The 22125-nt window shown below is 44.6% G+C and carries 17 protein-coding genes; 10 read left to right on the top strand and 7 right to left on the bottom strand.

Annotation, left to right across the window (positions count from 1 at the left end; genetic code table 11):
* Positions 1–65: 65 nt before the first annotated feature.
* The 3 genes from AB4589_RS16270 to AB4589_RS16260 all read right to left on the bottom strand — a co-directional run bounded on the left by AB4589_RS16270 (position 66) and on the right by AB4589_RS16260 (position 3710).
* A complete protein-coding gene (locus tag AB4589_RS16270) occupies positions 66–1427 on the bottom strand; it encodes an L-serine ammonia-lyase (RefSeq protein ID WP_009847036.1) in 1362 nt (453 codons plus the stop codon).
* Between the two features lie 120 nt (positions 1428–1547).
* Positions 1548–2801, bottom strand: coding sequence for an aromatic amino acid transport family protein (locus AB4589_RS16265; protein ID WP_009847035.1), 1254 nt, complete (start codon positions 2799–2801; stop codon positions 1548–1550).
* A 309-nt stretch (positions 2802–3110) separates the two neighbouring features.
* Positions 3111–3710, bottom strand: a complete 600-nt coding sequence (locus AB4589_RS16260) for a CoA pyrophosphatase (RefSeq protein ID WP_009847034.1) — start codon at positions 3708–3710, stop codon at positions 3111–3113.
* A 324-nt stretch (positions 3711–4034) separates the two neighbouring features.
* On the opposite strand from AB4589_RS16260, the gene AB4589_RS16255 reads away from it, so the two are divergent.
* Together AB4589_RS16255 and AB4589_RS16250 are read left to right on the top strand one after the other, a co-directional pair.
* Positions 4035–4577, top strand: coding sequence for a heme NO-binding domain-containing protein (locus AB4589_RS16255; RefSeq protein WP_102258595.1), 543 nt, complete (start codon positions 4035–4037; stop codon positions 4575–4577).
* A 1-nt stretch (position 4578) separates the two neighbouring features.
* Positions 4579–6297 carry an ATP-binding protein gene (locus tag AB4589_RS16250; protein ID WP_372101138.1) on the top strand — a complete coding sequence of 573 codons (1719 nt, stop codon included), beginning with the start codon at positions 4579–4581 and terminating at the stop codon, positions 6295–6297.
* A 137-nt stretch (positions 6298–6434) separates the two neighbouring features.
* Here AB4589_RS16250 and pabB read toward each other — a convergent pair whose 3' ends face one another.
* Positions 6435–7841, bottom strand: a complete 1407-nt coding sequence (gene pabB / locus AB4589_RS16245) for an aminodeoxychorismate synthase component I (RefSeq protein WP_372101136.1) — start codon at positions 7839–7841, stop codon at positions 6435–6437.
* A 254-nt stretch (positions 7842–8095) separates the two neighbouring features.
* Here pabB and AB4589_RS16240 point away from each other — a divergent pair, with 254 nt between their 5' ends.
* The 8 genes from AB4589_RS16240 to AB4589_RS16205 all read left to right on the top strand — a co-directional run bounded on the left by AB4589_RS16240 (position 8096) and on the right by AB4589_RS16205 (position 16094).
* Positions 8096–9613: a fumarate hydratase gene (locus AB4589_RS16240; protein WP_372101134.1), complete on the top strand. Its 1518-nt coding sequence runs from the start codon at positions 8096–8098 to the stop codon at positions 9611–9613.
* A 164-nt stretch (positions 9614–9777) separates the two neighbouring features.
* Positions 9778–9963, top strand: a complete 186-nt coding sequence (locus AB4589_RS16235) for a hypothetical protein (protein WP_004734731.1) — start codon at positions 9778–9780, stop codon at positions 9961–9963.
* Between the two features lie 223 nt (positions 9964–10186).
* Entirely contained in the window at positions 10187–11560 is a 1374-nt protein-coding gene (locus AB4589_RS16230) for a YcjX family protein (RefSeq protein ID WP_372101132.1), read from the top strand.
* 14 nt (positions 11561–11574) lie between these two features.
* Positions 11575–12627 carry a YcjF family protein gene (locus AB4589_RS16225; protein ID WP_372101130.1) on the top strand — a complete coding sequence of 351 codons (1053 nt, stop codon included), beginning with the start codon at positions 11575–11577 and terminating at the stop codon, positions 12625–12627.
* A 187-nt stretch (positions 12628–12814) separates the two neighbouring features.
* Positions 12815–14359, top strand: a complete 1545-nt coding sequence (tyrR, locus tag AB4589_RS16220; RefSeq protein ID WP_102249796.1) for a transcriptional regulator TyrR — start codon at positions 12815–12817, stop codon at positions 14357–14359.
* 71 nt (positions 14360–14430) lie between these two features.
* Positions 14431–15018 (top strand): ribosomal protein S5-alanine N-acetyltransferase, encoded by a 588-nt coding sequence (gene rimJ / locus AB4589_RS16215; protein WP_009847025.1) that lies wholly within the window; start codon positions 14431–14433, stop codon positions 15016–15018.
* A 120-nt stretch (positions 15019–15138) separates the two neighbouring features.
* Positions 15139–15612: a DUF2947 domain-containing protein gene (locus AB4589_RS16210; protein WP_029223788.1), complete on the top strand. Its 474-nt coding sequence runs from the start codon at positions 15139–15141 to the stop codon at positions 15610–15612.
* 266 nt (positions 15613–15878) lie between these two features.
* Positions 15879–16094 carry a hypothetical protein gene (locus AB4589_RS16205; RefSeq protein ID WP_009847023.1) on the top strand — a complete coding sequence of 72 codons (216 nt, stop codon included), beginning with the start codon at positions 15879–15881 and terminating at the stop codon, positions 16092–16094.
* Positions 16095–16266: 172 nt separating this feature from the next.
* Here AB4589_RS16205 and AB4589_RS16200 read toward each other — a convergent pair whose 3' ends face one another.
* The 3 genes from AB4589_RS16200 to AB4589_RS16190 all read right to left on the bottom strand — a co-directional run bounded on the left by AB4589_RS16200 (position 16267) and on the right by AB4589_RS16190 (position 21848).
* Complete coding sequence (locus AB4589_RS16200; RefSeq protein ID WP_372101128.1) at positions 16267–19107, bottom strand: Hsp70 family protein; 2841 nt, start codon at positions 19105–19107, stop codon at positions 16267–16269.
* Positions 19108–19245: 138 nt separating this feature from the next.
* Positions 19246–21216, bottom strand: a complete 1971-nt coding sequence (locus AB4589_RS16195; protein WP_372101126.1) for an Hsp70 family protein — start codon at positions 21214–21216, stop codon at positions 19246–19248.
* The gene (locus AB4589_RS16190; protein WP_009847020.1) at positions 21216–21848 is read right to left on the bottom strand and encodes a DUF2760 domain-containing protein; all 633 of its coding nucleotides are present in this window, start codon (positions 21846–21848) and stop codon (positions 21216–21218) included. Before AB4589_RS16190 ends, AB4589_RS16195 begins: the two co-directional genes overlap by 1 nt.
* Positions 21849–22125 lie beyond the last annotated feature (277 nt).

Here is a 22125-nt window from a genome sequence, read left to right as displayed (position 1 = left end):
TTAACTGATCGGCATTAACGCATCGGCGTTCCTTTTTTATTATCGGTTTATTAATTCAGAAATGATTAACAAACAACCTTAACTGCCAAACCACCTTGAGAAGTCTCACGGTATTTAGCGTTCATGTCTTTACCGGTTTCTAGCATTGTTTCGATAACTTTATCTAGAGAAACAGTCGGAGCAGAAGAACGACGAAGTGCCATACGAGTTGAGTTGATTGCTTTAACTGCAGCAATACCGTTACGCTCGATACATGGAACTTGTACTTGGCCAGCAACTGGGTCACACGTTAGACCTAGGTTGTGCTCCATGCCGATTTCTGCAGCCATACATACTTGCTCTGGGCTACCACCCATAAGCTCAGCAAGACCAGCAGCAGCCATAGAACATGCCACACCAACTTCACCCTGACAGCCAACTTCAGCACCAGAGATAGAAGCGTTACGCTTGTAAAGACCACCGATCGCGCCAGACGCTGCGAAGTAACGGATGTAATCTTTCTCTGTCACTGTTTGGATGAACTTATCGTAGTAAGCCAATACAGCAGGGATGATGCCACACGCGCCGTTTGTTGGTGCCGTTACTACACGACCGCCCGCTGCGTTTTCTTCGTTTACTGCGAAAGCAAACATGTTCACCCAGTCAACAACCGTCATTGGATCGTTAGTTGTTTTTTCTGAAGTGATCAGCTGTTGGCGAAGTGCTGCTGCACGACGAGGTACACGCAGTGGACCAGGCAGGATACCTTCAGTATTCATACCGCGATCCATACACTCACGCATCGTTTTCCAGATGTTAGCGAAGTAAGTGCGAGACTCTTCGTCTGAGTGGAAAGCCGCTTGGTTTTTCATAACCAGTGTACTGATAGAAAGACCACTTTCTTTACACTGATTAACCAGCTCTTCCGCTGTTGTGAATTCGTAAGGTGCTTTAATTGGGTTTTCTTCTTCTTTGCCGAAGTTCTCTTCGTCAACGATGAAACCACCACCAATTGAGTAATACGTTTTTGAATATGCGACTTCGTCATCAACCCAAGCATGAATGCTCATGCCATTCTCGTGTAGAGAAAGGTTGCTAGTGTGGAAGTTCATTCCGCCGTCGCGAGGGAACGAAACAGTATGACAGTGCATACCGACAGGTAGACGTTCAGTTTCTTCTACTCGAGCAATGAAGCCTGCAATAGAATCGATATCAACACGCTCAGGAGTATTGCCAGCAAGACCCATGATGATTGCGATATCTGTGTGGTGACCTTTCCCTGTCAGTGATAGTGACCCATATACGTCCACGGTGATTTTAGTGATGTCGCGCAATTTTCCCATTGAACGTAGGTCATCAATAAATTCTTTACCCGCTTTCATTGGTCCAACTGTATGTGAGCTCGATGGACCAACACCGATTTTATAGATATCAAATACACTAATCATAGCGATTACCTCAAAAAGAGAGCCTCCCAAGGGGAGTAGGGAGGCTCATTTATTATCATTATATTTTTTGTCTAACCTCGCCATATAAGATGAATGTCATCTTATAAAAAGGGCTTGAGATTAAAGAGCGCCGTAGATTACAGAACTAATAGCCGCTAGACCACATAAAGCTGTAAAGATTTGCACAGGTGCTGAAGTTTTGTACTTAGCCATAGCTGGTACTTTGTTCATTGCGAATACAGGCATTAGGAACAGGATAGCTGCAATCATTGGAGCACCCATTGTTTCAATCATGCCTAGGATGCTTGGGTTAACTACCGCAACAATCCAAGTTGTAACAACGATGAACGCTAGAGAAGCTTTCTCAATCGTGCTGATTGAAGAACCAGAGCGAGACTTGATTAGACCAACAAGACCTTCATGAGCACCTAGGAAGTGACCGAAGTAGCTAGAAGTGATTGCTGCGAACGCTACTAGAGGACCCATGTAAGAGATAAGTGGAGACTCGTGAACGTTAGCTAGGTAAGAAAGTACAGAGATGTTTTGAGATTGCGCTGTTGCTAGTTGCTCTGGAGATAGAGAAAGTACTACAGAGAAAACGAAGAACATTACAAAACCCATCAGCATCATTGCTGCGCCACCAGTGATCGCGTCAGTTTTCTTAACCGCGTCTTCACCGTATACACGACGTTGCTCTTTAGAGAACTGTGAAATGATTGGGCTGTGGTTGAAAGAGAACACGATGATTGGAATCGCAAGCCAGATAATAGAAGGCATTGCTGACCATTCTGGGCTTGTTTCCATCATTGAAGTGTTCCAATCAGGAACTAGGTAGAAAGACAATGCTAGTAGGATGAATACTAGTGGGTAAACCATTGCTGAAGTTGCTTTAAGCATCAGCTCTTTACCGAATACAACACCTGCTGTCATAGCAAGGATAAGTGCACCAGAAAGAAGAGGACGAGGAATAGATTCCATGCCCATTTGGTTTACTAGGAAAGAGTCAACTGTGTTTGTAATACCAACACCGTAGATAAGAACGATTGGGTAGATAGCGAAAAAGTAAGCGAAAGTAATAAGGTTCGCGCCAGTCTTACCGAAGTGTTCTTCAACTGTGTCTGTAATATCTGCTTCAGGGTTCTTAGAAGACAGTACGAAACGAGCTAGAGATTTGTGTGCGAACCAAGTCATTGGTGCCGCGATTAAAGCTAGGATAACTAGTGGCCAAAAACCACCCGCACCAGCTTTGATTGGAAGGAATAGTACACCAGCGCCAACTGCTGTACCGAATAGTGATAGACACCAGGTAAAATCTTTATAGTTAAACTTGCTTGTATCTGTAACGGCATTTGCCGAAGAAGTTGTTGTGTTCATGTTAAATTACTCATTTTTTGGGAACAGGAAATAAGTCGGGGCTAATTCTGCAGAATTTTCTTCTACAAAAAATAGATCTAAATCATGTAATGAAACGGCGTGTCACATGATATGCGAAAAACGGATTTTTGATCACGAAAATAGCGTGCCACAGGTGATTTATGCTCATGCTTGCTATTAGTTTATCTTATGCGAAAGGCGGGGTTGTACAGAATTATACCAGGGAAACGTTTGCGTAAAATTGGATTAATAAATCTGTTCCATGGAAAAGGCTGTGTTTGTTAACAAGGATTAAACAAAACGTAGTTTCTATGTAATTTGTTGCACTACGTGTTGCTGCAGTGATTGGATGATTTGAGCCGTAACGCCCCAAATTAGGTGCTCTTGGAAGGGCATGGCAAAAACACGATGCTTGATTTTTTTTAAGTTAACAGTGTGGCTGTGTAACTTGGCTTGGTCTAAAACATAGGTGGCGGGCACCTCAAAAATCGAAGCAACTTCGTTCTCATCGATGATGGGTTTATAGTCCGAATCGACCACTACAACAATCGGTGTAACTAAAAATTTACTAATGGTACTCAAAGTAGGTAATTGCCCAACAATTTTAACCTGATCCGATCGAATTCCGACCTCTTCGTGAAGTTCTCTAAGTGCGGTGAATTGCATAGAAGGATCGGAGAGTTCGTGTTTCCCTCCAGGAAAGCTGATTTGACCAGGGTGATGTTTTAAATGAGCGGCTCTTTTCGTAAAAATAACATGTAAACCATCCTCTCGTTCCACTAAGCCGACTACCACTGCTGCTTTACGCAATTGATCGTCATTGATATGTGAAACGCGCTCAACGGATTCTGGGTGATAGCCAACGGTAGAGTTGAGCTGGAATTGTTGAAGGAAGTTATCTTTGTTCATATAAAGCCAATATATTGATTATTATGATTTTAAGTATAGTCATAACCGTGTGTTGATTACCAATTTCGAATTTGCCTTCACTTTCCTCCGTTAGTACCGGCAATAACTGGAAATAAGAAGGGACTGGGTAGCGGCGTTTTTCAAGGTAAATGTTCCCAATCTTCTAAGAGTGACGGATTTTGCTATATTTGAATATGTGTACTTCTACTAGTAAGCGTTATCCATGTCATAAATTGGGTGATGAAACGTACATTTTCTGTTTAAGAATTTGATAACAATGACTTAGTGGACCATTCTAAAAAGAAATAGAAGAAAAGGTATGAAATGAAAGGAATCATATTCACCGAATTTTTAGAGCTTGTTGAAGACAAGTTTGGGTTAGAGCTTTTGGAAGAAGTTCTAGAGATGTCAGAAGATGAAGGGATCTACACATCAGTCGGAAGTTACGACCACAAAGATCTTGTTCGATTGATTATAAACTTGAGTAAGAAAACCGAGATTGATGCAGCGAGCCTGCAACGTGTTTTTGGACAATCGGTTTTTAAGAACTTACTGGCCTCATTACCGAATAAAGCGAGCCTCGCCCATAGCAACACCACTTTTCAATTTATTCAGCACGTAGAGCGTTACATTCACGTAGAAGTGAAGAAGCTCTATCCAGATGCTGAGCCTCCACAATTTAGCTTTATCACCACGACCGAAGCGCAACTTGTTTTTGACTATAAAAGCGCACGATGTATGTCTCACGTTTGTTTGGGATTAATCGAGGGGTGTGCTGACTATCATGGTGAAACCATCGTGGTAGAAATGACACCTCAGAATGATGACCAAAGTGTGGTTAGGTTTAATCTCAAAGTAGAAAAGTGATATGGATCTGGCATCTGCCCAAGAGAAAAAACTGAAACGTCAAATAGCAGCACGGAAAGCGGCTGAAGCCTTGTTGGAGCAAAAGAGTCTCGAACTGTTTGAGGCCAATCAACAGCTTGAACTTGCGTTGCGCCAATTAGAAAAGCGTTCAAATGCGAATATTCGACGGATCGAATTCCAAGAGCAAATCGACAACCTGTTGATTGATTTCGGACGCGCGTTTCTGAGGAGTGATCTCGATGACGTGATGTTGTCCCAATTGACGGCGAGTGTAACTAACAGTTATCTAATTGAAGCCAGTCGCTTGGTGTTACCCCCCAATCTAATCCCTAAGTTACAAACCCATGACTATGGTGATGAAACAGTCGAGGTAATAGAGAAAGACATTCAAGAACCTCATTGGCAAGACGACCTGCTGACCGTGCCCTTAGAGGTTGAAAAAGTCATAGTCGGCGCGTTAATCGTCAGAGTCAGGTTGTTAGATCAAGACTACGAATTCATCCAAAGCCAACTGTTGTTAGTGACGGACCTTATCTGCAGTGCGTTAACTCATCAACTTGCGATTAACCGAAATATTGAATCACGTAAGCGAGCAGAAGAGTCGGAAAGGGCAACACGCGATTTTGTCGCGATGATTAACCATGAATTGAGAACCCCACTCAATGGTCTTCTTGGTAGTGCAGAGTTGATAAGCGACACCGAACTAAGCAGTTCTCAACGTGAGATCGTGAATAACTTGAGCCAATCCGGTGAGTTTCTTAGAACCATCATTAATGATCTTCTCGATTACAGTAAAATCAATGCGGGTATGCTGGAATTAATTCCCAAGACATTTGCACTCCAAGATTTGAAAAATACCATTGATAGTATCTTTACCAATCGAGCGATTGAAAAGCAGATCCAGTTTGATGTCAATGTAACCGATGGGGTACCCAGTCACTTCTACGGTGACTTAGAGCGTATTACTCAATTGTTCGTGAACTTAATCGGCAATGCAATTAAATTCACCGATCAAGGCCATGTGAGCGTAGAGATAAAATGGCTTAACGACCAATTTATTTTTTCTGTTGAGGATAGTGGCGTTGGTATTGCTCAATCTGCTATTAAGACACTGTTTGAACCTTTTACACAGGCCGATAACTCAAGTAGCCGAAATTACGAAGGGACAGGGCTTGGTTTAGCGATTTGTCGCAAGCTAGCTGCGTTAATGAGGGGAGACATTGAGGTGAGCAGTATTGTTGGTTCGGGTACGACATTTACCATTTCACTCCCTCTTCAAGTTGTCGATACACTGGCTGAGCGCGATAGTGTCGCCAAAGGTTTTGAGTCTGAGGTTGAATTGACATTGCTTAAAGTGCTGGTGGTTGATGATATTAAGATGAACCAGATCATCATCCAACAAATGCTACGCAAATACGAAATAGAGCCAGCGATTGCCGGTAATGGTATAGAAGGGTTGGAATTAGCGTCGAATAATGAGTATGACATTGTGTTTATGGATTGCCGGATGCCAGTCATGGATGGTTTTGAAGCGACGAAGAAACTGCGAAGTTCAGGGTATAGCCAACCAATTATTGCATTAACCGCTGGTACGACAAAAGAAGAGCGAGAGTTGTGTATTGAATCTGGTATGGACGATATATTGAGTAAACCCTATACCGCGAATGACTTAATGACAATGCTGAATAAGTGGGCCATTGCACCAGTAACTGTTGTTTAGTGCTAACGCGTCTGTATTTTGTCTTTTCTAAAAACTGAAAACCCTAAGCGATCTTGGATGGCTTAGGGTTGTTTTATTTAATTACTTAGATAGGCTAACACGCCGCTAAGTTATGCTGAGGTAGTTATCGATTTAAATTAGCATTCTTCGAGTACTGGCAAGATACGACTCAGCTTATCAAGAGTCTCTTGGTACTCAGAAGCACAATCACTATCAAATACTACACCTCCTCCAGCCCAAGCATAAAGTGTATTGTTTTCTGCCACTAACGTACGAATCGTAATGCTGGTATCCATTCTGCCATTTCGGCTGATGTAGCCAATACTGCCGCAGTACGCTGAACGTCGATGCGGTTCTAACTCTTCAATGATCTGCATCGCGCGAACTTTTGGAGCGCCGGTAATCGACCCCCCGGGAAAGCAAGCCCTTAATAGGTCATGTGCTGAATATTGGACATCAAGCTCTGCCCTTATCGTGCTCACTAAGTGGTGCACAGCAGGGAAACTCTCTATATCGAATAGCTTTGGTACATGAACCGATCCCGGCTTTGCGACTCGGCCAATATCATTACGAAGCAGGTCGACGATCATCAGGTTTTCTGCCTGATCTTTCTCAGCATTCAACAGGTCTTGAGCATTGGCGTCATCAATCATGGAATTTTCAGAACGAGGACGTGTCCCTTTGATTGGCTTGGTTTCAATGGTGCCACTATTGAGCTCTAAAAAACGCTCAGGTGAGACACTGAGAATGGTGCAGCCTGCTAAACGGATAAAACCAGAGAATGGAGCTGAATTGTACTTCTCTAACTTTTCATAAGCGAGCCATTCACTGCCTTGGTATTGGGCATTGAAGCGCTGAGCAAGGTTTATCTGATAACAGTCACCCGACAACAAGTACTCTTGAACGCTATCGAATTTATTGGCATAACTTTGTTCAGTCATATTGGATTGCCATGGGGTGGTTAATCCAAACTTCTGACGAACTCGTTCTGTTTGTTCCGCTCTTTCTGCTTGTTGGCTTGGCGATTGTTGTTGAGTTAACCAATCCCAATGGGTATCAATGTTTTGCCCAACAAGGAACGCAGCTTTAAGCTTATGATCAACAATCACAGCCCATTCATACAATCCAACCGCCATGTCTGGTGCAGAAATATCACGCTTAGCAAGAGAGGGAAGAGCTTCTACTCGTCGCCCTAAATCGTAACTAAAATACCCCAAAGCACCACCAACGAAAGGCAGTTCAGGGTGCTCACTGATTGCGGGTAGTAATTGCTGCTGATATTGGTCGAGTAGTTCGAAAGGGTCTGACTCTGAAACCTCGCACGTCTCATTAACATTGACGGTCGTTTTTGCACCGATTGTCTCGAAGGTGGCGATGGGTTGAGCAACTAAAATGTCGTATCGACTATCGACGTGGCTTTCTGAGGCAGAGCGTAATAGCATTGCCCACGGCACGCTTTCAATATGAGAAAACAGCTGTTTAGCTAAAGTTGATTGATATTCAAGCGGCTTGATTTGGATAGAGCGAAATTCGTTGTTATTCATTTGTTTAATTTGTGACAAAGAGTTCGATCACTGCATGGCGTGTGAGAGGAAGCAAGAGTATCATAAATTGAAAATAAAATGGGTTCTTGATTAGAACGGTGCAAACTACATGGTTTAGTTTACAGCTATGCAAGCGATTGCTAAAGCAACTAAATACAGCTCAACATAATAAAAAGCTAAGCCAACTAATCCGGTTAGACAAAAACAGTCAAACCAAGACCCCACATGGAACCAGAACAATAAAGAGGCATGCAATGACGGTTATTCGTAAGCAAGATGTGATCAGCAGTGTCGCTGACGCACTTCAGTACATTTCTTATTATCACCCTTTAGACTTTGTCCAAGCCCTAGAAAAAGCGTACGAGAAAGAAGAGAGCCAAGCAGCTAAAGATGCCATTGCTCAGATTCTTATCAACTCACGCATGTCTGCGGAAGGCCATCGTCCAATTTGTCAGGATACGGGTATTGTTACTTGTTTCGTGAACATCGGTATGGATGTTAAGTGGGAAACGGATCAAACAGTACAACAGATGGTTGATGAAGGCGTTCGTCAAGCTTACAACAATCCAGATAACCCATTGCGTGCATCTGTCCTAATGGACCCTGCAGGTAAGCGTATTAATACCAAAGACAACACACCAGCGGTTGTTCACATTAATATGGTTCCAGGCAACAAAGTTGAAATTCAAATCGCGGCAAAAGGCGGCGGTTCTGAGAACAAAACCAAGATGGTAATGCTTAACCCTTCTGATGATATTGCAGAGTGGGTAGAGAAGACGCTACCAACAATGGGCGCGGGCTGGTGTCCACCGGGTATGCTAGGTATAGGTATTGGCGGTACGGCGGAGAAAGCCGCGGTACTCGCTAAAGAATCTCTGATGGAACACATCGATATCCAAGAGCTTATCGACAAAGGCCCAGAGAACGCAGAAGAAGAGCTTCGTTTAGATATCTTCAACCGTGTAAACAAACTGGGCATTGGCGCACAAGGTCTTGGCGGTCTAACGACTGTGGTTGACGTGAAAATCAAAACAGCACCAACGCACGCAGCCTCTAAGCCTGTTTGCTTGATCCCGAACTGTGCGGCAACGCGTCACGTACACTTCACTCTAGACGGCAGCGGCCCTGCAGAGCTAACACCACCTAAGTTAGAAGAGTGGCCAGATATAACTTGGGAAGCAGGCGCAAATACACGCCGTGTTAACCTTGATGAAATTACTAAAGAAGACGTTCAAGATTGGAAGACCGGCGAAACGGTTCTTCTATCAGGCAAGATCTTAACGGGTCGTGATGCAGCGCATAAGCGTATTCAAGGCATGCTTGAAAGTGGTGAAGGTTTACCAGAAGGCGTCGACCTGAAAGGTAAGTTCATTTACTACGTTGGCCCTGTTGATGCTGTGGGTGATGAAGCGGTAGGTCCTGCTGGCCCGACAACGTCTACTCGTATGGATAAGTTCACCGACATGATGCTAGAAGAAACTGGCATTATGGGCATGATTGGTAAAGCAGAGCGCGGCCCTGCAACGGTTGAGTCGATCAAACAACATAAATCGGTTTACCTGATGGCGGTTGGTGGTGCAGCTTATTTAGTGGCTAAAGCCATTAAAAAAGCACGTGTGGTTGCGTTTGAAGATCTCGGTATGGAAGCGATCTACGAGTTTGAAGTTGAAGACATGCCGGTAACGGTTGCGGTTGACTCTAACGGCGTGAACGCGCACCAGATCGGCCCTGACACGTGGAAAGTGAAAATTGCTCAAGCTGAAAAAGCATAATTTACCCAAGTCAAAAAATCGTAATAGACACGAACTTCAGCGTTTGAATTGCAAATCTTGACAGAAAGTTGAAGACAAAAGTGCAGCATTATTTGCACTTTTGTCTTATTATCAATGATATAGTGATAAACACATAGTTTGATATAAGAACATAGGAGAGAGGAATGCCTCGTTTTATTCAGATCCTACAGATTATCTTGGCAGTGGTGATTGGTGCTTTTGTTGGTTACGACCTGATCTTGAAAGGGATCAGTATCTTTGATAATAAATACGTGACGATTACTTGTGCACTTTGGCTAATCGCAGAGATTGCACTGTTTGTTATCTACAAGTTGATTGAAGACGATTAAGAGTCAGATATCGCAGACAAATTCTAAAGCCCCTGATTATGAATGTAGTCAGGGGCTTTTATTCATCTAGCATTAAGAATGGGTATTGCATACTCCCCACTATTAGTAAAAGAACAAGCAAAAGAAAAAGCAAAAGCATACAAACAACCCTAATAGGGAAAGAACATAGGCTAGCCTATCTATTATCATAACCGACTGGCCTAATTATCACGGAGTCGTTCAAATGAAACACCTAACTCAAGAAATGAGTGACTTTATAAGCAGAGGAACGGATTCTCACATTCGAGTAGCGGTCACGGGGCTTTCTCGTGCGGGTAAGACAGCATTCATTACTTCGCTGGTTAATCAGCTTCTTCATACGTCTACCCACAAAAATCTGCCTCTACTTGCATCGGCGAGAGATGGCAGAATTATTGGCGCAAAGCGCATCCCGCAACAAAACATGATGATCCCACGTTTCTCTTATGATGAAGCAATGGAGTCGTTGAATGCACAACCACCAGAATGGCCAGTGCCAACGCGAGATGTTAGTGAGATTCGTCTAGCAATTAAATATAAGCCAGCTAAAGGCGCAAAGAAGCTGCTGAGCAAAAACAGCACCCTTTATCTCGATATTGTTGATTATCCGGGCGAATGGCTGCTTGATTTACCTTTGTTGGACATGGATTTTGATACTTGGAGTCAATCTCAATTTGCCGCGTTGAAAGGCGATAGAGAAACCTATTCGCAACAGTGGAACACAATACGTGGCGACATTGACTTGCTAGCCGAAGCAGAAGAAAAGAAACTGGTCGCGATTGCCGATAGCTATACTCAGTACCTTCATACTTGTAAGGATAACGGATTGCACTGGGTACAACCGGGTCGATTCGTATTGCCGGGTGAGCTTGAAGGCGCGCCTGTGCTGCAATTTTTTCCGTGCGCTGCTCCCGAGGGTAAGTTCTCAAAAACCAGCAACTATGCGTTTTTAAAAGCGCGTTATGAAGAGTATCAACAGAAAGTCGTAAAGGCGTTCTATAAGAATCACTTTGCCACGTTCGACAGACAAATCGTGCTGGTGGATTGCTTACAACCACTTAACGCAGGCTATGACTCTTTCATGGACATGCGTGGTGCGTTAGAGCAGCTACTAAAAAGCTTTAAGTACGGGCGGAGCAATATATTAAGACGCTTATTCGCGCCGAAGATTGACAAGATCTTGTTTGCTGCCACTAAGGCTGACCATGTGACACCGGATCAACATCCAAACTTGGTATCGCTGTTACAGCAGATGGTACACCCTGCTTGGCAACAGGCGGCGTTTGCACACATCGACATGAGTTGCATGAGCATTGCGTCTATTCAAGCGACCAGCGCGGGTTATATCTCGTCAGGCTCAGACAATGTTCCGGCGTTGCAAGGTGTGACTTTAGATAATGTCCCTCAAACCATGTATCCGGGAGAGGTGCCGCGTAAACTGCCAAACAAACAGTATTGGGAAACCAACCAGTTTGATTTTACGAGCTTTAGGCCGATGGAGCAGCACTCTGACGAGCCTTGTCAGCATCTAAGAATCGACAAGGTTTTAGAGTATCTCATTGGCGACAAGTTGAAGTAATTGAGGCAATTGAAATGAGTGAATTAAAAACGAAACAGGTCTTTGATGAACCGTTGAAGACCTCGTTCGATGAGCCGGATAAGAATGAAGTTACCCCAGATTTGGGTGCTCAAAAGCTATTCACGGAACAAGAGAAGTTTGTGCCCGTTGCACCACAAGTGGAAACCGACCTTGATGGTGACGCTGAGCAACAACTGGAACAAGTGATTCGACCGAGTAAAAAGAAGAAGTGGTTTGGAACGGGCTTACTTGTCGCTTTCTCTGGCCTAGTCGGATGGCAGGCGATTGACTCTGTCATTATTGCTATTCAAACCGCTGACTGGCTAGCTTTAGGTTGGGCAGGTTTCATCGCTGCCATTGCTTCATTAGGTTTAGGCGCAATAGGCAAAGAGTTGTGGAAGCTGCGTTCGCTGAAAGATCATTTCAGTGTACAAGAGCAGAGTGAAGAGCTGTTACAAAGCCAGAGTGTTGGTAAAGGCAAAGCATTCTGTGAAAACATTGCCAAGCAGGGCGGTATTATCGCTGAATCACCCGCTTATGATAAGTGGCGAAACAGCATTAACCCAGCGCACAGCGATGCTGAAGTGTTGGATATGTACGATGCGTTGGTCGTGAGTCAGCAAGATAAGGTCGCGACTCAGATCGTCACTAAGTTCTCGACCGAATCCGCGGCTTTGGTTGCTGTGAGCCCATTGGCGGCAGCAGATATGTTGCTGGTGGCTTGGCGAAATTTCACTATGATAGACAAGCTTGCTGATGTGTATGGCATTGAACTGGGCTACTGGTCTCGAATTAAATTGTTCAAGTTGGTCTTAATCAACATGGCAGCGGCCGGTGCAAGTGAGCTGGCGATTGATGCGAGCATGGACTTAGTCTCGATGGATCTTGCAGGTAAAGTCTCAGCTCGAGCAGGGCAGGGGCTCGGTGTCGGTATCCTCACTGCGAGACTGGGCTTAAAAGCCATGACATTGCTGCGTCCTATGCCTTGGCATAATGAGCGAAAAGTAAAACTCTCCGACCTTCGCAAAGCCGTTCTTTCTGAAATAAAGCGCATTACCTTAAAGTAAAGCGAAGTGCTTAAAATTGAAATGTAGGAAATAAAGCGAATTACCTTCCTATAAAGTCTATATACACAAGGAAGTTGAGTGATTTGCGAGCGAAGAGTAAACATATGTTTACTCTTCTTCTTGACTGAACTTAGAGCTTAATTCACACTACTGTCAACTTATCCTGACACCTATAATAGGACTATTTGTGCGTCTTGAAGTATTGTGTGAAGACAGACTCGGCTTAACGCGTGAGTTGCTCGATATCTTGGCCTCAAAAAGCATTGATTTACGAGGAATCGAAATTGATGTTAAAGGTATTATCTACCTAAATTGCCCGGATATTAATTTTGATGCTTTTAGTGAACTTATGGCTGAAATTCGCCGAATTTCAGGTGTGAAGGATGTACGTAAAATCCAGTTTATGCCAAGCGAGAGGCATAACACTGAACTGATTGCCCTGCTGGCAAACCTACCTGATCCTGTGATTGCGATTGACCTTAAAGGCTCAGTCGACATGGCAAACCACGCTGCATTGAACCTCTTCAACAAACAAGAAGAAGAAGTGATCGGTGAGCCACTAGCGACGTTCGTTCCTAGCTTCAACTTCGCTCGTTGGATTGAAGGCGATGTAACGCGTCACCGTGAAGTCGTGGTGCTAGATGGTCTAGATTTCTCTATTGAAATTCTGCCTATTTATCTAGGTGGTGATGTCAACGAGGCGGTACTGGCGAGTGCAGTAATGACGATTCGTTCTTGTAACCAAGAAATGAACGCGCCAGACGCCATCCCTGAACAGAATAACCTAGGTTTTGAACACTTTGTTGGTGTCTCTAATCGCCATAAAGCCTTGATCAGTCAAGCTAAGAAACTGGCCATGCTAGATCAACCTCTGCTTATTGAAGGGGATACAGGTACGGGTAAAGAGATGCTGGCGAAATCGTGTCATAACCGTTCAAATCGATCTTCTTTTCCATTTTTGATTCTAAGCTGTGCATCAATGCCTGATGACGTAGCAGAAACGGAATTGTTTGGACATGCACCGGGCTCATTCAACCATGAGCAAGGTCATAAAGGCATCTTTGAACAAGCGAATGGCGGTACGGTATTCTTAGATGAAATCGGCGAAATGAGCCCGCATCTACAAATCAAACTGCTGCGTTTCCTACAAGATGGTTCATTCCGTCGTGTTGGTGAAGAAGAAGAGATGCACGCGGATGTTCGTATTATCGCATCGACGCGCCATCGCCTTTCTGAATTAGCCGACTCGGGCTCGTTTCGTGAAGATCTGTTCTACCGCTTGAACGTACTGACTTTGTCGATTCCTGCTTTGCGTGAACGTTCAAACGATGTTGCGCCATTACTGGAGCTATTCGTTGCAAAGTACGCACAGCAGTTAGGTATGTTGAAACCAAAGTTGACTCAAGAACTAATCGATCAATTAGGCAACTACCAATGGCCGGGCAATATTCGTCAGTTAGACAACATGGTTCTACGTGCACTAACAGAGTTGGATTCAGATACGTTAACGGTTGAGCAATTCCACCTGCCACAGCTTGACACTATGACTGCTGGAATGGCGAACTTAAGCTTAGACGGCTCGCTTGACGAGATCATGAAAGACTATGAATCTCAGATTTTAGAGAAGCTTTATCAGTCTTTCCCATCAAGCCGTAAGCTTGCTAAACGTCTGAATGTTTCTCACACCTCAATAGCGAATAAGCTTCGTGATTACGGTATCAGAAAGAGTTGATGATATTAGACTGCTAAATTCGGTAAGAGTGAGGCGGTAACGTAAAAAGAGACAAAAATAAGAACAAGACTATGGAAGATTCGAGTACGCAGCAACGTATTGATAAACGTGATGGCAACCTAATTTTACGAACGGCTGAGATCTATGATGCGAGCATGATCAGTGAGTACTTTCAGGTGAACAGAGAGTACCTTAAGCCTTGGGAACCGACCCGAGAGGATGCGTTCTTTGACAGAGCTGATTGGGCTCAACGGCTGATTAAGTTAAACGAACTCCATAAATTGGGGCTAGGCTATTATTGCTTGTTGATTAATGCCGATTCAAATGAAATGTTAGGTACCATATCGTTCAGTAATTTGTCTCGTTTCCCGTTCTACGCTTGTAATGTCGGTTACTCATTGGCGCAAAGTGCACAGGGCCACGGTTACATGCGCAGAGGCTTGAGCATGGCTAAAGACTACATGTTTGATGTGCAGAACATGCACCGCTTAATGGCGGGCTATATGCCTCACAACGAACGAAGTGCGGGTGTATTAGAGCATCTTGGTTTTGTTCGAGAAGGTTTTGCCAAAGATTACCTACAGATTAACGGTAAATGGGAAGATCACGTGTTGACGGCACTGGTAAACCCAAACTGGCAAGATAAACGCTCCGTGTGAGTGTAAAACATTGAATTTAGATACAGCGGAGAACATAAATAAAATGAAGTCATCGCTGTATCGAAAGAACATATAGGCATGGTAAGCCCATAAGCCTGAGAAGATATTTGAGGAATTTTGATGTCATATACAACTTTGGAAGAATACCAAAGAAAATGGATTTTCACTCACCAGTCAATGCCACTACCCGCTGAAGATTTGGAAAAGATAAAACCAATGACACAGGCAAGGGCATCTCAGTTTTGGAAAGAGAACGTAAGCCCTCAAAGCCCTGATGCTGAGAGACTAAGTTCGCAAGACTGGCCGAGCAAGGCATCTAACTGGAACGAAGAGATCAGCTGGATGGCAAATTGGGAAGCCGATGAGCCTGAAATGCCAGAAGAGATCCTTAACTTCATTGATTGGCAAGATGACGTAACTGTTTATTTTTGCTATGAAAAATACAATGTACTTGAAACCAAATGGTCAGTTTTCAAGAAGCATTGGAAAAACTTTTTGTTCTACGATGATGGCCCTATTTTACTAGGTCGCCGTCGTTCAGAAGCCCTCTGGTTTGCGACAAATGGTACGGTTAAAATTGGTAACCGTGCTTAAGTTGGTTTGATTTAATCGAGCGAGTGTTGACGATCCGATCAACAGATAGACAGACAAGAAGCGAGCATTAAGCTCGCTTTTTTTATACCTGATGATCTTTGAAGATCATGGGGAATACCCACTGTCTGAGCTCAATTGAAAATGAGCGCTTCCACTTTTTTAAAGTGGGCAAATTACGAAATTGAGATCGCTATCTCATTGGGTTAGTTGAAGTTTTGTGGGGTTGAGCTATCTTAATATTACTGCCTTAGTGGAGGTGAAGTATTATGATTTGGGATACTCTCGAACGTGTAAATAAACTTCGCAAGGAAGCAATGGAAGATCCAGAGTTTTTGGATTCAGCAAAAATGCATGAGGAATGGCTTTTAAGCGAAACTCATAATCAATTGAACCAAGGAGCTAAAGAGAAGAAACCGAAAAAGTTATCTGATATTTATGAAAATACGGATTTTCCTATCAACCCAACAGGTACGAAACATTAACAATGATGAACTGCAATACGGCTGAGGCTCTTAACCAAAAAGCGATAAGTCGACTAAACATACCAGCCTTAAGCCACCAATAAAAAAGCCACTTTCAACGAACCGAAAGTGGCTTTTTCTTTTTTCGTTAGCTTCTTTACTCATTAACAGCTAAAGCTAATCGTTTTTAAACCTAGTTATTAATCAGGCTCAAGCCGCTTGGTAATGCATCACCAAATACGCGTTTAGACTCGCTCTCAGAAAGTTCAGTGACTTCACTCACTAGCGTTAGCCATGAATCAGGTACCTTGCTTTGCTTTAATTTATCAAGAACTTGAGCACGGTAGTCATCAGAGATATCGAACTGTCGGTCACCTGTCTTGCGGCAAATCATCACTGCCGCGAAAGCTATCATTTGCTCTTTCTGCCAATTCTGGTCAAGCAGCTTTGGTAACCACTGTTCTGCTTGCTCTCTTGGAATGACGCTGTGTTGGCTTCCGTATAAAGGTGTACGAGACGCTAAGCGACCCAGAGCCCACCAGTGAGCCTGTTCGAACTGATTATGGTTAATTGCTTTGCTCAAGAACCATGTAGCCAATAGAACTTTATCTTCCACCTCGAGTTGCTCAAGGGACGCTGCCAATCTCACCATGGCTTCATAGCCATTGTCTTGTGCATCTTTAGCCGTTTTAGGGTTCTTCATTGCACCTGGGTGAAGGTACTTCGCGATATCAGCCAAGATGGTTTCTTGCTGTTCTTGATTCAGGCCACCCGCAACACGACGCCAGAATACCCACCAGTCCGTCCAACCTTGGTGGTTCTGGAACTGAATGTTTTGTTGGTAAAGGCCCCAAATTTGTTCGATACGCCATGAGTCAGTCGGATCGCCAAAGCCTGGACGCAGCGAGTAACCCGCCAAACGCAGCCAGTTCTTCTCGTGTGCTTCTGAACGACGACGGCGTTTACGACCTAATGAAAAGGTATCAAACAGGTGACGGAGAGTCGTAAAGTCCCACTCTTCGCGCTTACCAAGTCGTTTCTCAAGATCTTTGGCCAGCGTTTTGATCTCTTTAGATTCCGCACTTTTCTTGTTGCCGCTGTACAGACGAGAAATCAACTCCTTACACTCATCCAATCTTGGATGAAGTTTAGCGGTATCAGACTCATCGCCTTGCTTATTTCTGACTTCGAACTCAAGCAACCAACGCTTGGTGTCATCTTCCGTACTCACACACTCCATTTTCAATGTGCCGACTTCGGTTAATTGACAAGCGAGCAATACTTCAACGCGCTCCTTTTGGTTAGCTTGAAGCTCTGCAGTACCAGACCCTTCCAGCGTAGAAATATAAGGTGGAAGAGGGGAGAACAAGTCAGCATCGACATTGACCATCACACCATTTTGAATAGCGGTGTCATGAGCAATTTGATCGTGGGTTGAAGTCAGTAGATTAAATCGTACTGGCTCACCTAAAGTCAGTGAGAAACGACGGCTGTTCAAACGTATTTCTTGGCCTTCTTCAGTCCCTCTGGCAAGCAGACAAAGCGCTTTACCCATCTTGTTCTTCTCTTGTAGATGCAAGAAGTAAGAACGGGCAGCACCGCCCCCGATTTTCAGCTGTGCACCACGGCGTGCTTTACCAAAAGCTACTGCACCAAGGGCTACAGACCAGTCAGGGTGAGGGTTATCTAAGACGGTGATTGGTGCACCGTTCCAATTGCCAAGTAACTGAGTAATACGTTCAGTGACAAGCTCACTGTTGAACACACCACCATTGAGTAACACACCAACAGGAATTGCAGGTTTGGTATCATCAAACTCAACAGAGTCTGACTTTTCCAATGCGGCTTTAGATACTTGCTGGTGTGTCGCTAGGAATTCGGCAACGTGCTTACTTACCGCAGGATCTGCTGCGTAGGGTAGGCCGAACTCAACCACCGCGCTACGGCGTTTGTCGGGTACTTCCGTAAACTCAGAAAGTGGGAAGAAACCTTCTAGTGCAATCTGATGAACTTCTTGCTTGGTTAAACCAATACTCTTGGTACCGCCAAGCAGTTTTGAACCGCTGCCCAGCATGGTGATCTTCACATCGTCTGGCGCATTAGCAGAAAGCAGGCTCTCTTTTGCGGCGCGAGTCTGTTGAATAAGCTTGGTTAGGCTAGACGCATTCAGTTTTTTGTTTTGATTGAAGCGCTGCTCTGCAAGGTGGGCAAGAGCTAAATCGAGGTTATCACCCCCGAGCATCAAGTGTTCGCCAACGCCGATACGGTCGAGTGCGAGCTCTTGGTCATCGCCATTGCTTGAGTTGAAGCTAGCTTCGATCAAACTTAAATCGGTAGTACCGCCACCAACATCACACACTAGAATCAGCGGGATCTGTTGAAGTTCGTCTGTAGCGGTTTGTTGGTGACGGGCATACCAGTCATAACAAACGGCTTGCGGCTCTTCGAGCAATAGAATCTTACCTAAACCAGCAAGTGCTGCCGCTTCGAGTGTCAGCTTACGTGCTGTCTCATCGAATGAAGCAGGAACGGTGACTACAACGTCTTGGTCTTCAAGCTTATTGCTTGGGTTACGGTAGTTCCATGCTTGACGGATGTGGTTAAGGTAGCTTGCGCTTGCGACAACAGGAGACACCTTATCGACGTCAGTTGCGCCTGCCCAAGGCAGAATGTCGGAGTTACGATCAACCGCTTGGTGAGATAACCAGCTCTTTGCACTGGATACTTGGCGGCCTTCGACTTTTGCGCCCAGTTCGCGAGCCCATTCACCAACGATGACATTTTGAATATCGCCTTCAACTAAGCTCGGTTCCCAAGGCATGGTGAGATCGGAAGGGGAGATCTGACCTTGTGCGGGATGATAACGAAATGATGGAAGTAGAGGCTTGCGAACCACTTCACCGGGGCCGATGAGTTGGTCAATATCGAAAAGAGAAACGGGAGCATGTTGTAGGTCGTCGTTGATTTCACAGTAAGCGACAACAGTATTGGTTGTGCCTAAGTCAATGCCGACTAAAAAACGAGAAGATGCCATACAAAACCTTATTCTGCCAAAGTGATGACCAGTTAATGGATAATTTTGGTCTTATTATTGTCTTTGGAATGCTTTTAATACAGGGCTAGGGAATCGCATTGATAAAGTAACGGCACCCGCTAAGGTGCCGTTGATTCATTATGCTTCTACGTTTGAGTCGTTATTCGAGTCTTCACGAACGTCGAACTCAACATGCCATTTCTGACCATTGTCAGTGGCTATCGCTTCTAGGTATAACGTGCCTAATTCAGTAACACGAGACGCCAAAGTCACCGGAACCACTTCACCTTCGCGACGACCTTCAGAAACAGGCAGTGTCACTTGGATTTCAGGAAGCTCATCAAGATCTTCTGGAGCCCAGTGATCAAGGTGCGTACCTGCTTGGTCTTCACGACGTGTTGTTGAACCGAAGAATTGGAAGTGTACTGGCTGACCAATCACTAGACCGAACTCTTGGCTAGGAACTTGAACGCTTGAGCCTTCTTCCATACCAAATGGTGCAACACACAGTGCTTCCATTGGAGGAGCCATACCTGGGATAGCTGGCATCGCGCTTTCAATTCCTACGTAGTAAGAAGAAGCGATACCACCGCGGATACGAACGCCTTGACCACGACGTACTGCGCCGTAGTAAGAAGCGCCACTTGCAACCGCTAGGTCTAAGTCTAAGCCTGAAAGCTGTTTAGCGAATTCAGCGTCTGCATTAATTAGCCATTCATTGATCGTGTCTGAAAGACGATCAGCAAGCAGGTTAGATTTTAGAACACCACCATTGAACAGTACCGCTGTTGGTTTGATGAAGTCTGCCGCTGGCGCTTCTGTACCGGGCATGTTTGCAAACGGGTTGAAATCTTGTTGAGCGGCTTCGCTATTTCCAGAAAGCGCATTGGCTTGCTTAGAAAGGAATGCGGCAATATGACGAGTAATACCCGCATCTTGAGCGTAAGGGAGACCCATTTGAGTCAGTGCACCACGAGTTTTCTGTACCGGGTGATCCGTTACAGCGACTTGTGGGAAGAAGCCATCAACCAATGTTTGTTGTACTTCTTGCTGAGTCAGTTCTGTTTTCAGTGTTGCGCCAAGTAGCTTAGAGCCGCGGCTTGGAACAACGATGGGCACAGATTGAAGTTCAGCATCATTTAGCAATGCTTCTTTCGCATCACGACACGCATGAGTCATCGCTTGAACCTGCCAAGGAGCCAGTTCTTTACCTTCTTGAGCTAACTTCATTTTCAGACGGTAAGCTAACGCTAAGTCCATATTGTCGCCGCCAAGTAGGATATGCTCACCTACCGCGATGCGGTTCAGACTTAGGTTGCCTTCGTCTTGTGTTACTTCAACTAACGAAAGGTCGGTTGTACCACCACCGATATCGACAACTAGAACGATGTCACCAACGTTCACTTCATCGCGCCAAGTATCGTTGCTGTTATCAATCCAGCTGTAAAGAGCTGCTTGTGGCTCTTCAAGAAGCGTTAGGTGAGTAAAACCAACATTACGCGCAGCTTCAGCCGTTAGGTCTCGAGCCGCAGGATCAAACGAAGCTGGAACCGTGATCGTTACATCTTGGTCTGCCAGTTTGTGTTCTGGGTTAGCGTGGTTCCAAGCATCTTTAAGGTGCTCAAGGTACAACTCAGTTGTCTTAAGCGGAGATACCTTTTCAACTTCTTCAGGGCTGCCTGCTGGAAGGAACGCATCACGACGGTTAACACCACCGTGGCATAGCCAAGATTTTGCACTTGCGACCAAACGGATAGGGGTTTTTGAACCTAGGTTACGAGCAATCGCACCGACTAGCGCTTTAGGTTCAGAAGACCAAGGAAGAACGCGAGAACCCGCATTCATTTCATGTTCGTGCGGCTGGTATAGGAACGAGCCAAGTTGGCTGCGAGTTTCTACGGTACCTGGAGCCGTCAATTGAGGGATTGGCATCACCTCAACGCGAGCGTCTTCATTTGTTGTGTCGATGAAAGACAAAACACAGTGTGTAGTACCTAAATCGATACCGACACTGAACTTAGGCGCTTGCTGTTGCTCTTGAGAAGATAGCTCTTGTGAATGCGTCTGTGCAGATGACTCGTGTGATGATGGCTGAGTTTGGTGTTCCATTATAGCTCCACCTCTGCCGGTGCAATCACAGATGCATCGTAGTTCTCAGCAAGCTTAGGCAGGTTCATGTCAGTTGCTTTCCAACCTTTGTGAACCAATGTGCCATTGAACGGTGCATTGCCCGTTACGTTGCCTGTTAGGCGAATTTCTTGAGGGTTGAAACCTTCAACAACCGTGATGCGCGTTTCTTCATCTTCAGTACGGATGTGAGAAAGCGTCACGTAATCGGCTAACACTTTTTTACCGCCAGTGTGAATTACACGTGCTGCTGCGCCAACTTCTTCGTCAGAGAATGAAGTTAGGTCTTCTTTTAGGAAGTCAATTAAACGAGCTTCTTGCTGCATGATAGACAGTAGCTGCATTGCAGAATCTGTTGGTGCTGTTGCCAGCTTAGATTCAACTTCTACGATTTTTTCGATTACACGTTCAACTTCAACAACTTTCTCTACTTCGACAATTTTCTCAACTGGCTTTTCAACTTCAACGATCTTTTCTACTGGTTTTTCTACGACTTTCTCAACCACTTGGGTTTTACGAGAAACGGCAATAAGCAGTAGTAAAACGCTTGATGCAGTTAGGCCTGCGTGAAGCATATCAAACGTTTGTGGGATTAGGTTCAAATCAACGATCATAGTGATTTCTCTTTAAAATTGATTTAACGGTATATTCGTCGGTTTAAAGGAATATACAGATTGGAAAGAAACTCGGTAGCACGAGACTGAAACGGTCGCTTTCAAGCTATAAATATGGGTGGATACTAGCATATTCAAGGCTTAAGAGGTGTATTTAATGTTTTCAAACAAGTGGCTTTTTAGTGTGTTAGCTTGAAATTTAGTCGAGATTTGTCTGGTTATTGGTCATGGGGGTCAGTAAAATTTACAAAATGCCCGTTTAATGTGACATTTAGGA

Source organism: Vibrio sp. 10N.222.49.A3 (assembly GCF_041475145.1).
Lineage (GTDB): Bacteria > Pseudomonadota > Gammaproteobacteria > Enterobacterales > Vibrionaceae > Vibrio > Vibrio tasmaniensis_A.
Note: the sequence above shows the minus strand (reverse complement) of the source record. Positions and strands in the feature narration are given on the sequence as shown.

What these genes read in the sequence shown, in the direction of transcription:
- AB4589_RS16255 (WP_102258595.1), top strand. Translation starts at nt 4,035, where the DNA reads ATGAAAGGAATCATATTCACCGAATTTTTAGAGCTTGTTGAAGACAAG.
- AB4589_RS16250 (WP_372101138.1), top strand. Translation starts at nt 4,579, where the DNA reads ATGGATCTGGCATCTGCCCAAGAGAAAAAACTGAAACGTCAAATAGCA.
- AB4589_RS16240 (WP_372101134.1), top strand. Translation starts at nt 8,096, where the DNA reads ATGACGGTTATTCGTAAGCAAGATGTGATCAGCAGTGTCGCTGACGCA.
- pabB (WP_372101136.1), bottom strand. Translation starts at nt 7,841, where the DNA reads ATGAATAACAACGAATTTCGCTCTATCCAAATCAAGCCGCTTGAATAT.
- AB4589_RS16270 (WP_009847036.1), bottom strand. Translation starts at nt 1,427, where the DNA reads ATGATTAGTGTATTTGATATCTATAAAATCGGTGTTGGTCCATCGAGC.
- AB4589_RS16230 (WP_372101132.1), top strand. Translation starts at nt 10,187, where the DNA reads ATGAAACACCTAACTCAAGAAATGAGTGACTTTATAAGCAGAGGAACG.
- AB4589_RS16260 (WP_009847034.1), bottom strand. Translation starts at nt 3,710, where the DNA reads ATGAACAAAGATAACTTCCTTCAACAATTCCAGCTCAACTCTACCGTT.
- AB4589_RS16190 (WP_009847020.1), bottom strand. Translation starts at nt 21,848, where the DNA reads ATGATCGTTGATTTGAACCTAATCCCACAAACGTTTGATATGCTTCAC.
- AB4589_RS16265 (WP_009847035.1), bottom strand. Translation starts at nt 2,801, where the DNA reads ATGAACACAACAACTTCTTCGGCAAATGCCGTTACAGATACAAGCAAG.
- AB4589_RS16200 (WP_372101128.1), bottom strand. Translation starts at nt 19,107, where the DNA reads ATGGCATCTTCTCGTTTTTTAGTCGGCATTGACTTAGGCACAACCAAT.
- AB4589_RS16225 (WP_372101130.1), top strand. Translation starts at nt 11,575, where the DNA reads ATGAGTGAATTAAAAACGAAACAGGTCTTTGATGAACCGTTGAAGACC.
- AB4589_RS16210 (WP_029223788.1), top strand. Translation starts at nt 15,139, where the DNA reads ATGTCATATACAACTTTGGAAGAATACCAAAGAAAATGGATTTTCACT.
- AB4589_RS16235 (WP_004734731.1), top strand. Translation starts at nt 9,778, where the DNA reads ATGCCTCGTTTTATTCAGATCCTACAGATTATCTTGGCAGTGGTGATT.
- rimJ (WP_009847025.1), top strand. Translation starts at nt 14,431, where the DNA reads ATGGAAGATTCGAGTACGCAGCAACGTATTGATAAACGTGATGGCAAC.
- AB4589_RS16205 (WP_009847023.1), top strand. Translation starts at nt 15,879, where the DNA reads ATGATTTGGGATACTCTCGAACGTGTAAATAAACTTCGCAAGGAAGCA.
- AB4589_RS16195 (WP_372101126.1), bottom strand. Translation starts at nt 21,216, where the DNA reads ATGGAACACCAAACTCAGCCATCATCACACGAGTCATCTGCACAGACG.